This window comes from Paenibacillus pinisoli (assembly GCF_003605435.1).
GTDB classification, from domain to species: domain Bacteria; phylum Bacillota; class Bacilli; order Paenibacillales; family Paenibacillaceae; genus Pristimantibacillus; species Pristimantibacillus pinisoli.
The window spans coordinates 300,140-315,385 of the sequence record NZ_QXQB01000002.1 but is presented as its reverse complement, the minus strand read 5'-3'; the positions used below and the strand labels follow the sequence as shown (position 1 = coordinate 315,385).

11 protein-coding genes are annotated in these 15,246 nt (G+C 54.6%); 9 read left to right on the top strand and 2 right to left on the bottom strand.

Annotation, left to right across the window (positions count from 1 at the left end; all coding sequences use genetic code 11):
* Positions 1 to 44: 44 nt before the first annotated feature.
* Positions 45 to 3,416: a DEAD/DEAH box helicase gene (locus D3P09_RS08900; RefSeq protein ID WP_120109087.1), complete on the bottom strand. Its 3,372-nt coding sequence runs from the start codon at positions 3,414 to 3,416 to the stop codon at positions 45 to 47.
* 352 nt (positions 3,417 to 3,768) lie between these two features.
* Between D3P09_RS08900 and D3P09_RS08895 the strand changes: the two genes are divergently transcribed.
* The 6 genes from D3P09_RS08895 (at position 3,769) to D3P09_RS08870 (ending at position 8,939) form a co-directional block, all read left to right on the top strand.
* Positions 3,769 to 4,536 carry an RNA polymerase sigma factor gene (locus D3P09_RS08895; RefSeq protein WP_165867363.1) on the top strand — a complete coding sequence of 256 codons (768 nt, stop codon included), beginning with the start codon at positions 3,769 to 3,771 and terminating at the stop codon, positions 4,534 to 4,536.
* Between the two features lie 23 nt (positions 4,537 to 4,559).
* Positions 4,560 to 5,564: a hypothetical protein gene (locus D3P09_RS08890; RefSeq protein WP_243644012.1), complete on the top strand. Its 1,005-nt coding sequence runs from the start codon at positions 4,560 to 4,562 to the stop codon at positions 5,562 to 5,564.
* A gap of 15 nt (positions 5,565 to 5,579) precedes the next feature.
* On the top strand, positions 5,580 to 6,563 hold the full coding sequence (locus tag D3P09_RS08885) for a DinB family protein (RefSeq protein ID WP_120109081.1): 984 nt from the start codon (positions 5,580 to 5,582) through the stop codon (positions 6,561 to 6,563).
* A 21-nt stretch (positions 6,564 to 6,584) separates the two neighbouring features.
* Positions 6,585 to 7,340: a DUF4184 family protein gene (locus D3P09_RS08880; RefSeq protein WP_120109079.1), complete on the top strand. Its 756-nt coding sequence runs from the start codon at positions 6,585 to 6,587 to the stop codon at positions 7,338 to 7,340.
* Positions 7,341 to 7,465: 125 nt separating this feature from the next.
* Positions 7,466 to 7,924, top strand: a complete 459-nt coding sequence (locus tag D3P09_RS08875; RefSeq protein WP_120109077.1) for an Rrf2 family transcriptional regulator — start codon at positions 7,466 to 7,468, stop codon at positions 7,922 to 7,924.
* The gene (locus D3P09_RS08870; protein WP_120110658.1) at positions 7,914 to 8,939 is read left to right on the top strand and encodes an LLM class flavin-dependent oxidoreductase; all 1,026 of its coding nucleotides are present in this window, start codon (positions 7,914 to 7,916) and stop codon (positions 8,937 to 8,939) included. The genes D3P09_RS08875 and D3P09_RS08870 overlap by 11 nt, the downstream gene beginning before the upstream one ends.
* Before the next feature lie 604 nt (positions 8,940 to 9,543).
* Here the strand turns inward: D3P09_RS08870 and D3P09_RS08865 are convergent.
* Positions 9,544 to 10,179: a M15 family metallopeptidase gene (locus D3P09_RS08865; RefSeq protein ID WP_120110655.1), complete on the bottom strand. Its 636-nt coding sequence runs from the start codon at positions 10,177 to 10,179 to the stop codon at positions 9,544 to 9,546.
* A 309-nt stretch (positions 10,180 to 10,488) separates the two neighbouring features.
* Here D3P09_RS08865 and D3P09_RS08860 point away from each other — a divergent pair, with 309 nt between their 5' ends.
* The 3 genes from D3P09_RS08860 to abc-f all read left to right on the top strand — a co-directional run bounded on the left by D3P09_RS08860 (position 10,489) and on the right by abc-f (position 15,224).
* Positions 10,489 to 10,941, top strand: coding sequence for a MarR family winged helix-turn-helix transcriptional regulator (locus tag D3P09_RS08860; protein ID WP_120109075.1), 453 nt, complete (start codon positions 10,489 to 10,491; stop codon positions 10,939 to 10,941).
* Between the two features lie 13 nt (positions 10,942 to 10,954).
* Entirely contained in the window at positions 10,955 to 11,944 is a 990-nt protein-coding gene (locus D3P09_RS08855) for a ring-cleaving dioxygenase (RefSeq protein WP_120109073.1), read from the top strand.
* 1,447 nt (positions 11,945 to 13,391) lie between these two features.
* A complete protein-coding gene (gene abc-f / locus D3P09_RS08850) occupies positions 13,392 to 15,224 on the top strand; it encodes a ribosomal protection-like ABC-F family protein (RefSeq protein WP_120109071.1) in 1,833 nt (610 codons plus the stop codon).
* Positions 15,225 to 15,246 lie beyond the last annotated feature (22 nt).

Below are 15,246 nucleotides of genomic sequence, written 5' to 3'. Positions count from 1 at the left end.
CAGAATGAATTGGTGATCTAGTTTAGTTGCCATAGATGAGCGCTCTATTGGTCTGGAAGCGACAGAATTTCGCGGAGATCCTGCTCGGTCAGGGAAGAGATGGATTCATTGCCGGCTTCGACGATATCGTCGATCAGCCCTTTCTTGCGCAGCTGCAGCTCGACCATCTTGTCCTCTACCGTCCCTTCCGCAACTAGGCGGATAATCTGGACGACGTTCTTCTGTCCGATGCGGTGCGCGCGGTCGGCCGCCTGTTGCTCTACGGCGGGATTCCACCACAGGTCGTATAGAATGACGGTATCCGCGCCAGTGAGATTCAGTCCGGTTCCGCCCGCTTTAAGCGATAACAGGAACAGCTCGCGCTCCCCATCGTTGAATCTATTGCACAGCTCTACGCGATCCTTGGCAGGCGTGCTGCCGTCCAGATAGAAGAAGCTGACGCCCCGATAGCCAAGCTCCCGTTTGATGAGCTCCAGCATCTCGGTGAATTGGGAGAAAATCAGCGCGCGCTTGCCGGAATTGCGGCATTCCTCCACCAGCTCCATCAGCTGCTCGAACTTGGCCGAGCTGCCTTGGTATCCTTCCACGAACAAGGCAGGATGGCAACAGAGCTGGCGGAGTCTCGTAATCCCCGCCAATATTCGTATGCGCGACCGCCCGTAGTCTCCGCTGTCCAGATGCTTCAGCGAGTCCTGGCGCAGCTTCGCCAGATAAGCGGTATACAGTTTCTTCTGCTCCGGCAGCAGCTCGGAGGCAATTCTCGTCTCGATCTTCTCAGGCAGCTCCTTCAGCACATCGGATTTCAGCCTCCGCAGTAGGAAAGGCCTGCTGCGCTTCGCTACAATTTCCCTCGTCAGTTCCCCGAACGCCTTCTTGGAAGGGAACAGCTCCGGGAAGACTACGCGGAAGATGGACCATAGCTCGTCCAGCCTGTTCTCGATAGGCGTGCCGGTCAGCGCGAAGCGATAGGTTGCCTTAATCGCTCTGGCGGCGCCGGCGGTCTGGGTCGTGTCATTTTTGAAGGCCTGCGCTTCATCGAAGATTACCGTATGGAAGGGCTGCTTCGCGTATTGCTCCACATCCCTTCGAAGAAGCGGATAGGAGGTAATGATGACATCGGGCCTTGTTACTGAATCTTGGTGATGGTCTTGCTGACTGGATGCAGGTCGCGCTGCACGAATATCGTACAGCGCGTCATTGCGCTCTTCCTTGTTGCCGTCGGCTACGATGGCATTCAGCTCCGGCGCGAATCGCTCCAGCTCATTGCGCCAATTGTAGATCAGCGATGCCGGTGCAACGATAAGCGCCGGTTGGCCGGATGCGCGAATGGCCGGCGCAGCCGAGAGCAGATAAGCGATGCTCTGCACAGTCTTGCCAAGCCCCATCTCGTCGGCTAATATGCCGCCGAAGCGGTAATGCGCAAGCGTCCTCATCCATTGATAGCCGTAGCGCTGGTAATCGCGCAGGGTCGGCTCCAGCTGCTCGGGAATCGGGAAGTCGAGCTGGTCCGGATGGCGCATATCGTCCAGCAGCTCGCGCAGCGACCGTCCGAGCTTGATGCCGGCATGCTCGAGCGGCGTATCAAGCAGCGCCATCGCGCGCCCTACAGGAATGCCGCTTCCTTCTCCGAACAGTGTCGGGTGATGCAGACCAACTCCGTTCATCACCCGCAGAAGCGCGTCGAATTGCCCGGTATTGAGGGGCAGGAGCGATCCTCGCGACAGCTTGAAGTAAGGCTTCTTCTCCTCGACAGCACGTACGATTGCCCTGATTTCCTCTTCGCTGATGCCGTCCATCTGGAAGCGGAAGTGGAGCCAGTCGGTGCGCTCCTCCCATGTAATATGCAGCTTGGGCGGCGGCACATCGGTGGCGAGCCGCAGCCTGACAGCAGAGGTGGCGTATACAGCCAGATGCTGCTCCAGCAGCGGCACCACCTCATGCAGGAAGTGAAACTCCGCATCGTCGCCTTCGATCAAATATCCGCCTTCCGTCTTGCCGAATCGCTCATCCTCCATCAAGGCGAGGATATCATGCTCTTTCTCCTGCTCCCTCATCAGAATGCGGTCTGCGCCTCTTGGCTTGTCCGGCTCCAGCGGATTCAGCACAATGTCGCCGTATTGAAATTCCAGTCCCGCGAGGAGCTTGCCGCGAAGCCGGTCCAGATACATGCGGGCTTGCAGAGGCTGATACAGAATCAGATTGGCGATCGATTCGGATACCTGGACGTAGCCCAGCTTGCGAAGTCCGGGCAAGACGCGCTGCATGAACGGCTCGATCTGTTCATGAGCAATCGTGACCCGGCTCATCTTCTCCGAATCTCGGGTGTCGGAGTAGATAATGGCATTCAGTCTGGCAAGCTGAACCAGTTGCTGATGCCGCACATGATAGAAGATGCCTTCCGCGAACAGCATGCCGTAAGCGTCCAGTACGGCGAGCTCGCTTAGCCCTTCGGCAGACAGCTCATAGCCTTCGCCGTCTGCGGCCAGGCCGAGGTGAAAGCGCAGCGGAGCTTTCTCCTGCTCCCGGGCCAGCGTCACCCCCATATACTCTTGAGAGCCGCCGCTTGGGCCGGAAGGCATGCTGACCCGGACATGGCTGGCCCGCATAAGTGCGTTCAACAGCTCATTCCACGCAAAAGGAGGGACATTCAGCAGCCGTTCGCTGTCAGCCGTGCGCCTTGCCGGTGCTCCTGCGAAGGAAGCGGAACCGTCCGCATGATTATCTTGCTCGATCATCCGGGTAAGCTTGTCCAGCACGGCATGATCCTCGCTTGAGAAGCGATGAAGCAGGGGATTATACGCGAACAGCTTGGTGAACGGATAGGATTGACCGTCGCGGATCCGTTCCAGCAGCTCTTGCATGCGCTGAACGACATAGAGGCGCCCGGCCCCCATCTTCAGTTCGATGCCGATCCGGTACTTCCCGCCTCCGGCAGGCACAAGACGGCAGCCGAATTCGACCGTGAGGGGCTCTCGATCATCGCGAAGCCTGCCTGCTGCGGCTCCCCGTGTGATGCGCTCCTCCTGGAATAGTCCCAGCAGATTTTCAACGACATCATGGTCGGAGTCGCTGCTGAGGTATACTTTGCCTCTCGGCCCATTCAAAGATCTTGTAGAAGGGCGGGATGGATTCATAGATTTCGAGAGGTGAATGAATGCCGCTGCTGCATGCTTGCAGTAGTGGTCATCGGTATAAAAGGCAAGGCATGTGCATTCCGCCTGAATGGAAGAATCTGCTCCCTGCCATATGCTTACTTCATAATTCCGTTTGCCGCTTGCGACAACGGCAGCATAACGGTTGTTGCCTTCCTGGCGCACTGCAGCCACTTGGCCGCTTTGCTCGATTGCGGCCCCGCTAGCGTAATGCTCGGGACCGCATAGCTGCAGGATAAGGGCTTGTGTGATTGAAAAAACCATTGCGATCTCCTTTATGAGGTTGTTCAAAAAGTCCGCTTTTGATCTTACGAAGGGGTACAGGAAGCCACTCGGCACTTCCGGTGCTCACCAAAGCTTCCAATACGCTCCGCTCCTTATTTCCAGGCTTCATCCCCTCTACAGCGTTTTGAAAAAACGCATCATCGGAAGCATAAGCTCATGTGCTGAAACCGGACTTTCTGAACACGCGATTTATGGAAAATGTTTGAATAGAGTCCTAAGTCAGGATACAATACAATCAATCTTCATTATAAAGCATTTTCGAAAAAAATTACGAATGTGATCCGATAGATTTCCGCAGAGTATGGCATCTATGTCATATGGGGGGATGGAAGTGGATGTTCTGGCACCGGCGAAGGCATCGTGGATAGAAGGAAAAGAGGAACAAGCGGAGCTTGAGAAGGAATGGGTGACCCGCGCCCGCGAAGGCGATCAGGAGGCGTTCGGCGAGCTGGTGCGCATGCACCGCGCGAAGGCGCTTGGCATAGCGGGCTCGATGACGAAGGATGCCTATCTGGCTGAGGATATTGTGCAGGAAGCGCTGATGAAGGCTTTCATGCATCTGAGCTCGCTGTCGGACAATAGCCGCTTCGCGGCCTGGCTGCAGCGTATTGTGCGCAATCAGGCCTACATGAAGCTGAGAAGGGGCGGACCATACGGCAATGAGCGCCCGTTCGAGAGCTTTCGCAGCGGTATGGCGAAGCAAGCATGCGGCGGAGTGACCGACCCGGCGAATGTGGATTGGGGCGATATGGACAGCATACTCTTTCATCTCGCCGGGCAAGCCTACGAGGCATCGATTCATAGCGCCAATCCGGATGTCTTCCTGATGCGCAAGGAGACGCTGGAGGGCATTCATATGCTGATTCGCTGCCTAAGCAAGCGGGAAAGAGAAATATTCGAAGCCCGGTTCTTCAGCGAGCTGCCGCCGTCGGAGATTGCCGCCATGTTCGGCACGACGACGGCCGGCATCTACAATTCCTTGTCCCGTTCCCGCACGAAGCTGCAGAGGGAGCGCATCCGGATATCCATCGGGCTGTATGTCGAGCGAAGAGCGGCGCTTGGCTTGCCGCGCAAGAAGATATTGGCCCCGCCCCCATAATCGACATGACGGAGGAATGCAGTGTGGCGCTAATTGTGGAGAGAGATTGGAACAAGACGATGACTTCAGCGGCCTGGGCAATCCATGGTGCGGTATCGTACACGGACAAAAAGCATTTGACCCTGACGGATGTAATGGGCTTTACTGGACATGCGTTCCGCATGAACATCGATCCGGAAATCATTAATATCGCAGCGCCTACCTCTTTTCCGGGCGGCTATATTTTAAGGCGAAATCTATGCAACTTAGGGTATATCAGCAATCTGGCCGATCCTCTCATGCCTGTTCCGCCGGAGAAGCTGGAGCGGGTAATGGCGCTCGTGCAGGATTCTATCGATAGAGGTTACCCTGCCATCTCCTTCGATTTGTTTATTCCTGAATTTGGGCTTCTGTACGGATATGACGATGAGCAGCAATTGTTTTACGGCAAGGATGCTTCAAAGGACGGCACGATCACATATGCCAAGTTCGCAGAGTCCAGCATCGATCTGTTGTTCGTGACGACCATAGGCGAGAGCCTGCCCCATTCCAAATACGAGATGCTCCGGATGGCGCTGGACATGATTGTGACGCATGCCCGCGGGAAGGAATGGATGCATATTTTCGAAGGCAAGTTTGTGCAAGGGCTGGCGGGATACGACGCTTGGATTAGCGTGATGGAGCGGCGCAATGCGGATGAAGCGGGCAATTGCTTCAATATAGAGGTCGTGGCGGATGCAAGAGAATTCGCTGCCAGGTTCTTGAAGGAGCAAGCCTTCCGCTGGGATGGCAGCAATATTGTGGAGCGTACCGTGCGCAACCGGATGGGCGAGGCGGCTAAGCATTATGAGGCGGTCGCGGTTGCTTTTGGCGAGTTGAGAGAGATGTTCCCTTTTCCGCATGGCGGAACGCCGAAGGAGCCGGAGGCTGCGGACCGGGCGATTAAGCTATTGAAGGAAGCGAAAGCTGCCGAGACGAAAGGTGTGGAGCAGCTCGAAGCCCTGTTCTATTTCATGAAAGAATATTATTCCGAGACTTGGATTAATTAATAGGGGGAGCAGGAGATGGCGAACACGAATCATAGCCTCATAGAGCCGCAGGCGATTCGCGAGTTTCGGGAGCTGCGGGAGGAGACGATCGCGCTTGCCAAGGGCGCTCTGCCGCAGCATCTGGATTTGATGCCGGACGGCTTCAACAATAGCATTCGTTGGAATCTCGGACATTTGCTTGCGGCATGGGATCATGGCATCTTTCCTAAGCTTGGACGCGAGAGACGGATTCCAGCCGTCTATCATCATATGTTCCCAAGGGGAACAAGTCCTCTCGATTGGAGGGAGTATCCGCCGACTCGGGAGGGGATTATTCAAGAGCTGGGGAATCAGATGAATGACATCGCCCGCGAGCTTCCGTCCCAATTGGACGCCCCGCTAGCCGAGCCGTTCCTGGACATGTCGACGATGAGAGAGATGGCAGCATTTCTGTTACGCGAAGAGCAGCATCATCAGAAGGTAATTCGGGCAATTGGCGAGGCGCTAAGCAGTGGCGTTCCGTCGAAGCCTACGCCGGCGGTACCGGCCGTCATTGCTATGCCGGATATTGCAGTGACGGGCATTGCCTTGCACGGCGTATTGAGGGAGCTCGAAGAGGCGGGGCTTGGCAGAAAAGCTTATCAGGATATGCAGAGCCGCCGAGAGGATATACCGGGCAGGCAATCGGAAGACATTTATTTGGTGCAGCTCTATCCCCCTAATTTTAATCCTGAAGCAGATCCAGTAACCCAATTAATCGGTTATCTTGTCGGCCCAAGCTCGGCTGTTCCAGATGGCTTATCTCAGCAAGCAATGGAAGCGGGCGAATATGCCAAGTATACGCATAAAGGCCTGGAATCGGAGCTTGGGCGTTCCTACGGCTTGCTTTACGGCCATTGGATGGCCGAGTTTGGTCGCGAGCCGCGCGGGTATGATTTGGAATTATGGGGAAGCCGGTATAAGCCGGACCAGCTGGACAATGAAATTGATATGTTCATATCATTAGCGCCAAACAAGTAAGCATGGAAGGGGGGCGACGCAATGCCTTTTACATTTGCACATCCGCTATACGCCGCTCCTCTTAAGCTGGCGAAGCCCGGATGGTTCAGCCTGACCGGGCTGATTCTGGGCAGCATGTCGCCTGACTTTGAATATTTTATTGCGCTGGAGCCTTATCAGACATTCGGGCATAGCGGGCTTGGCCTGCTTTTGCAAGCTATTCCATTAAGCTTGTTGTTTGCGTGTTTGTTTCATTTTTTGATCAAGGTGCAGCTGGCTGACCATCTGCCCGGCAGCTTCGGCTTATCGGGCAAAGCCAAAGGACTGATTAGGCGCTATCCGTGGCGTATGGCGAGATGGAGAGACTGGCTGGTCTTCCTAGTGTCGGTTGTGATCGGATTTGGGACTCATGTGTTTTTGGATGCTTTTACCCACTTGCACGGGTACTTCGTGGTGCGGTGGCCGTTTTTAAATGAGATGCTGCTTGGTTATCCCGTCTACAAGCTGCTGCAGCATGGCCTGTCGTTAACGGGCTTGGCGGTGTTCGGCATGATGGTGCTAGTCTGGCTTATAAGACCGGTGTCAGAAGCTGCACGGAACCAAGGGAGTGTGTCTGCTCAAGCCAAATGGTTGTACTGGGCTATTGTAGCGCTTATCGTTATTTCAACCGTTGCTTGCAAGCTGCTTTTTTCTTCGACCGGCAATTACATCGGCATGCTGGTGGTTTCGCCGATCAGCGGCTTCTGGCTGGGGCTGGCAGCTGCATCGGTTGCCGCCCGCAGATGGGGAAGATCATAATGATATGGACCCGCGCTATACCATCCAAAAAGAATGCCGCATGGCAGGATGGTATAGCGCGGGTTTGACTTTGCTAACTGTATGAAATATTATTACAGTATAGTTCGAAAGGAGGCCGCGGAACGATGCGAAGCGAATTTACGGTGGCGGTCCATTGTCTGGCGCTGCTAGCTTATTTGCCGGATCATCGGGCCAGCAGCGAGCTTCTTGCCCATAATGTATCTACGAATCCGACGCGTATTCGGAAAATTATGAGCACGCTCAAAAAATCCGGCTTTGTGAAAACCAAAGAAGGAATCGGCGGCGGTTACGAGCTTAATTGCCAGCCGGCCGAGGTGACGCTGGCGGAGGTCTACAGGTCTATATGCGGAGGCACCTTGAAGCCGCACTGGTCATCAGGCAACCCGGAGGAGAAGTGTCTGGTATCCGCCAATATGGCGCTGGTGATGGACGGTTTTTTCCGGGAAGCAGAGCTTTATTATGAGGAATATCTGGAGCGCAATACGCTTCAGACGGTATTGGAGCGGCTTAGACAATGCCAACAGAAAACAGCAAGGGGTGAGACCCATGTCCATGAATATTGAACAGAAGGATGGAGCCAAGGCGGGTCCGTCCTTCCATATTCCGCTATCCGTGCTTGACGTATCTCCGATCGTCCAAGGCGGAACGGTAGCGGAGTCGCTTCGCAATACGCTGGATCTGGCGCAGCATGCGGAGCGCTGGAATTACAACCGCTACTGGCTGGCGGAGCACCACAACTCGCCGAGCATCGCAAGCTCGGCTACATCGGTCGTGATCGGCCATGTCGCGGCGGGCACATCGAGCATTCGGGTAGGCTCTGGCGGCATCATGCTGCCGAACCATGCGCCGCTTGTTATTGCGGAGCAATTCGGCACGCTGGAAGCCTTATTCCCGGGCCGGATCGATCTGGGGCTTGGCCGCGCTCCGGGCACGGATCAGCTGACGGCATCGGCGCTGCGCGGCGTAAGAGGCAGCAACGGCGGCAACTTCCCAGAGCAATTGGAGCAGCTCAGGGCTTATCTTGATCCGAGCGGAGCCGAAGTGGCGATGCCGGTCAGAGCGATTCCGGGCGAGGGAGCGAACCTGCCGATCTGGCTGTTGGGCTCCAGCGACTTCAGCGCCATGCTGGCGGCGCAGCTTGGCCTGCCGTTCGCATTCGCGGGCCACTTCTCGCCTACGTATACCGTCCCGGCGATGAATCTGTACCGCAACAACTTCCAGCCTGGCGTGCTGGACAAACCGTACGGCATGGTCGCCGTTAACGTGGTAGCTGCCGACAGCGACGAGGAAGCGATGTATCTGGCAACCTCGATGCAGCAGCTGTTCCTCGGGTTCATCCGCAACCGTCCGGGCCCGCTACCGCCTCCAGTGAAGGATATTGACAAGATCTGGACAGCGCAAGAGAAGTACATGCTGCAGCAGCAGCTTGGCTCCTCCATTGCCGGCGGTCCGGAGACTGTGAAGGCCAAGCTGGAGCAATATGTGGAGGCGACTGGCGCCGATGAAATCATGATTGCCGCACATATCTATGACCACGCAGCGCGACTGCGTTCCTATGAGATTATTGCGGGATTGTAACGAATAAGAAGAGGCTGTCTCATTGGTCAATCGTATTGACCTTAAGTGACAGCCTTCTTTTTTTGCCTAGGCAGTTTATGCAGCTTCTGCAACGTGGCGACACACCGTTGTAGTGCTCAAATCGCCGAATTAGCACCTACAGCGCCGCCACACACCGTTACAACGCTCCATTCGGCGAATTAGCACCTGCAGCGCCGCCACACACCGTTGTAGCGCTCCACTCGCCGAATTAGCATCTGCAACGCCGCCACACACCGTTGTAGCGCTCCATTCGCCGAATTAGCATCTGCAACGCCGCCACACACCGTTGTAGCGCTCCATTCGCCGAATTAGCACCTGCAGCGCCGCCACACACCGTTGTAGCGCTCCACTCGCCGAATTAGCATCTGCAACGCCGCCACACACCGTTGTAGTGCTCCATTCGCCGAATTAGCACCTGCAGCGCCGCCACACACCGTTGTAGTGCTCCACTCGCCGAATTAGCACCTGCAGCGCTGCCACACACCGTTGTAGCGCTCCACTCGCCGAATTAGCACCTGCAGCGCTGCCACCACCGTTGTAGCGCTCCACTCGCCGAATTAGCTTCTGCAACGCCACTAGCGTGTTACTCCACCTCTAAGGCCGGATCGTCCGGGGGCCGGAATCCTCTTCTTAATTCCGAGATCGTAAAGCCGAAATCCATCTGAAGATGAGGATAGTCCTTAAAACCTTCCCAGTCGCCTCCCCAGCTGAAGCCAAGCTCTTTTGCTATGGCTACAACCTCCATCCAATCGGATGTTCCGTTTCGGTTTCCATCGTACTCCAGATCCCATATGGCTTTGCCTTTTGGCGTTAACAGCGCAAAATCGATCGCCAGCCCGTAGTTGTGGTACGAGCCGCCGCCCTTTACATGGGTGACGATTGGCCCTCTTGTCGAGCGTCCTTGCTCATAAAGGGCGTCCTGCTCCTCGTGGCTGCGGTGGCCATCGGTAATAAGGATAGAGATGCCAAGCTTGGCCGCTTCGGCGATCAGTTCATCTCTTTTCAGCATGACATAGGGATGCAGATCTATAATTGGCGGCGCTTCCCTGGTGATGAATGGGATAGACCGCTCGACACGATCGCTCCAACTCCGGAATATGGAGGCGGCGAGCATAATTAAGAACAATAGAATTATCCAGTTTCGAAGCCGCTTCCGGCGCGAAGGAATGCGCTGCTGCTGCCAATGGGGCGGTATAGGCGGAGGCGGGACTTGGTGCATTTGAGCCATTCATGGTCTCCTTTGAAAAATATAGTTGGTTCTATCGTAATGGACGCCAGGCGCGAACGCAACGTACGGAGGTCGGGGATGATTCATTCAGGGCTTGGCCCATTCAACATATATTGGCGTCATGCAAAACATGAGCAGTTGAGCTTGATGCGAAATATGATTACGGGGGTCGTGATGATTTTTTGGCTGAGCATAAAAATATGTGCGACTCGTTGTTTATGAGAAGGGTAGGAGTAAGGTTGACGGATCATCAGTTTAGATATAAACTGATGGTATATCAAACCTATTCGAGGTGAACCTATGGAGCATGAGTGTGGGACAAGTCCGGACAAACGGGATGAGCGGCTGGCGCTGCTTATATGGTACCGCTTCTCTCGTATTTATAATCAAAGCGTCCGGGAGTCGGAGCAGCATTTGAAGACCTGGGATATGACTGTGGCGCAATTCGATGTCATCGCCCAAATTGGCCTGAATAAGCGTCTGACCCAAGGCCAGCTGGCAGAGAAGCTGCTTGTGACGAAGGGAAACATAACGCAGCTGCTGTCCAGATTGGAACAAGCAGGATTAATTCGGCGGGAGCAAGACTGGAAGGTCAAGCATGTGTCGCTGACGGATAAAGGCAAGGCCTTGTATGAGCAAGTAGTACCGATGCAGGAGAGGTTTCAGGCCTCGCATTTTGATGCGCTCGATCGGGAGGAAAAGGAACAGTTTCTACATTTGCTCAAGAAGCTGAGCGCTAGAACAACAGAATAAGGGAGGAATTCACATGCAAGAGCAAAGAAATGTGTTAAAAGGCATTCATCATGTCTCGGCGATTACAGCAAGCGGGCCGGATAACTACAAATTTTATACGGAAGTGCTAGGGCTTAGATTGGTGAAAAAGACAGTCAACCAAGACGATACGTCCATGTATCATTTGTTCTACGGGGATGAGACTGGGAGCCCGGGCACGGAGCTAACTTTCTTCGAAATACCGATGGCGGGACCGAACCGTGAAGGAGTAAGCAGCATATCTGCTATTTCTCTTCGTGTTCCTTCCGATCAGTCTCTTCACTACTGGAAGGATAGACTGGCTTCGTATAGCGTCGAGCATGACGATATTGTAGGGAGAGCAGGGCGTCACACGCTTGCATTCCGGGATAAAGAGGGACAACGCTTCATTCTTGTTTCGGATGAGCGGAACAGCGGCGTATCGGGAGGAACGCCATGGGGAGGAAGTCCGGTGCCAGCGGAGAATGCGATTATCGGTCTCGGTCCTGTTCATCTGACTGTCGCGAATCCGGAGCCGACCGATCTGATCTTGACGAGTGTACTCGGTTTCCGCAGAAAAGGCCGTTATCCGGCTCTTGTGGAAGGGCAGCCGGACATTCTTGTTTATGAGACTGGAGAAGGCGGCACTGGCGCAGAGATTCACTTGGAGACCAGAACGGATTTGCCTCGGGAGCGCCAGGGCAGCGGAGGCGTCCACCATGTCGCATTCCGTGTAGCGGATGAGAAAGAGCTTCGCGAATGGACGGAGCATTTGAACAAGATTCGCATTGGCAACTCCGGCTTTGTGGAACGCTTCTACTTCCAGTCGCTCTACTTCCGCGAGCCGAACGGCATCCTGTTCGAGCTTGCCACTGACGGTCCGGGCTTCGCCACGGATGAAGAACTGGAGCATCTGGGCGAATCGTTATCGCTTCCGCCATTCCTGGAGCCGCATCGCGAGCGGATCGAGGCGGGACTGAAGCCGATTGATACGGCAAGAGATTAAGGAGTGAGCCGTTATCTAGAGTCGTTACTTTTGGGTGATGGCTGGATAGGGCGAAGTATAGGCTGCTTACGTGTATTCATGTCTTAGACTAGGAAGCTCATTAGACTGTGTAAATCGACTTAAATACGTTTAGAATATAACGGCTCATTACAAGGATTAAACGACCTGATCCGATAAAATGGGCCGTCTTTTTCTTTATTGAGTGATCTAACAGTGCGAGGCGTCGTTGCAGGTGCAAATTCAGCGGATTGAGCGCTCTAACGGTGCGAGGCGTCGTTACAGGAGCTAATTCGGCGTATTGAGCGATCTAACGACGCGTGGCGTCGTTGCAGGTGCAAATTCAGCGGATTGAGCGCTCTAACGGTGCGAGGCGTCGTTGCAGGTGCAAATTCGGCGTATTGAGCGCTCTAACGGTGCATGGCGTCGTTGCAGGTGCAAATTCAGCGGGTTGAGCGCTCTAACGGTGTGAGGCGTCATTGCAGAAGCTAATTCGGCGTATTGAGCGCTCTAACGACGCGTGGCGTCGTTGCAGGTGCAAATTCAGCGGATTGAGCGCTCTAACGATACGAGGCGTCGTTGCAGGTGCTGATTTAGTAAAATGAGCGCTCTAACGGTGCGAGGCGTCGTTACAGGAGCTAATTCGGCGTATTGAGCGACCTAACGACGCGTGGCGTCGTTACAGGAACTAATTCGGCGTATTGAGCAATCTAACGACGCGTGGCGTCATTGCAGGTGCTGATTTAGTAAAATGAGCGATCTAACGGTGCGTGGTGTCGTTGCGGGAGCTAATTCGGCGTATTGAGCGATCTAACGACGCGTGGCGTCGTTGCAGAAGCAAATTCGGTGAATTGAGCGCTACAACGGTGTGTCACGTCGTTGCAGAAGCAAATTCGTCGATTTGAGCGATCTAACGGTGCGTGGCGTCGTTACAGGAGCTAATTCGGCGTATTGAGCGCTCTAACGACGCGTCGCGTCGTTGCAGAAGCAAATTCAGCGAATTGAGCGTTCTAACGGTGCATGACGTCGTTGCAGAAGCAAATCCGGCGGTCAATAACTAACCGCAGAATCCAAACATTCATTTTAAAAAGAACTCGCCCATTGCTTCTATCGCGGCTGCCTTATATAATGAAACCTAATTCTAACGAATGCAGGAGGACCTCCGCCGATGAATTAATGACACGTGATAACCTGAGGAACAACTTGTTGAAAGCAACAAGCGGCTAGCTCGCACAATAAAGCGGGAGTCGGTCAGGGGATACGTGTGTCATTTTGGGGAGCTGCGAGTTAGATAGGCTGCTTTATTCAAGCATCCGTGACCATTTATGCTGCTTAGATGCAGCTAGGCACGGCACGTTTGTTTGGTGCGAGCCTGATATCCCCCGCGTATTTCAGACCGTGTGCCGCGAGCCACGGTTTTTTTATTTCGCAGAGGCGGAGGGATGTCTATATGCTATTGGTAAAAATACAGCAAGCAGCTAAGGATTGGGACGGCGAGACGTTGTTCAAGGACGTCAGCTTTGATATACGAGAGGGAGAACGCCTTGCCTTATTCGGCAGGAACGGAGCAGGCAAGACGACATTATTGCATTGCATTACAGGACGAACAGCTCTAGACGAAGGGCAAATTCAACGGCTGCTCCCAATAGAGCAATGGGGATGGCTGGATCAGCAACCGGAGAAGCCGCATAATCAGTCGCTGCTCGATACGGTGCTCTCTAGCTCCTATCCGGAGCGTTACAAGCTGAGGCAAGAGCTTGAAGACTGTATGCGCAGGATGGGAGCGGACAAAGAGTCGAACACGCAAGAGCTGGCAACATATAGCTTGCTATTGGAGCGATACACGGCATGCGACGGCTATGAGTGGGAGCGAGGAGCGGAGCTGGCGCTTCGCCAGCTTCAGCTCGGACCGGAGCTATGGACACAGCCGTATGCAAGCCTCAGCGGCGGGCAGAAGACGAAAGCGCAGCTTGCCGCGCTGTTGCTAAAGGAGCCGAAGCTGCTGCTGCTCGACGAGCCGACCAACCATCTGGACTCAGCTTCGCTGTTATGGCTGGAGGAATGGGTCGTCTCCTACAAAGGAACAATCGTGTATGTATCGCATGACCGGATGTTTATAGATCGCACTGCTACTGCGGTGATTGAACTGAATAGAGAAGGCGCCAAGAGGTATGAAGGCGGCTATTCGGATTATCGAAGGGCCAAGGATGTAGAGCTGCGCACGCTTGAAGCGAAGCACAAGAAACAGGAGCAGGAGCGGGAGAAGCTGCTGGAGAGCATCCGCATGTATGCGCAGTGGTTCCAGCAAGCGCACAAAGCGGCGGGGCAAAACGACTTCCTGCGCTCCAAATCCAAAAAGAACGTCTCCAGGCTGCATGCCAAGGAATCTGCGCTGCAGCGTCTAGAGGCGGAACGCGTTAAGATGCCGCGCGAGGACGCGCAGCTTCACATGAGGCTGGAAGCAGAGTCGTTCGAAGCGGCACAGCTTATCCGTATGGAAGGAGTCAGCTTCGCTTACGAGGGACACGAAGCTCTTCTCAAGCAGTTCAACCTCAATGTGGGCAGAGGCGAGCGAATCGCAGTCATCGGCCCCAATGGAGCAGGCAAGTCAACGCTTGCCAAGCTGGCGATCGGCAGCCTGAATCCTTCGGAAGGTACGGTCATCCGCCATCCGCACGCACAGATCGGCTATTTTGAGCAGGAGCTTGGCCGGTTGGATACCGATACAACTTTGCTCGACAGTCTGCTGGAGCTGCCAGGCATGACCCAGTCTCATGCGCGCACGATATTGGCCTGCTTTCTGTTCCGCAAGGAGGAAGTATTCAAGCGAATTGGCGATTTGAGCATGGGCGAGAAATGCCGTGTTGCTTTTCTAAGATTGTTTTTCGGCAAATGCAATTTGCTAGTGCTGGATGAGCCCACTAACTACTTGGACATTGATACAAGAGAACGGGTGGAGGAAGCGCTGGGGCAATATCAGGGTACCGTGCTGCTGGTTACGCACGACCGGTATCTGACGAAGAAGCTGGCAACATCGCTTGTAGTAATGGAGGGAGGCGACCAGCCTCTAGTATTCGATGGCACTTTTGAAGAATATGAGGCCAGCCAGCGGGTTAGAGCCATGTCAGCCGAGCAATTGCAGAGGGAGTACGAGCGTGACAGGCTGAAGCTTCGGCTTGCGCAGCTTATGGGAATGGAGCGGCTTCAGTCGGAAGAGGAGGACCGCAGTCTGATGCAGGAAATTCGCAGCGTTAAGCTGGAATTAGAGCATTTGGACCAATAACTAGCGCCGTACGGCGACCTCG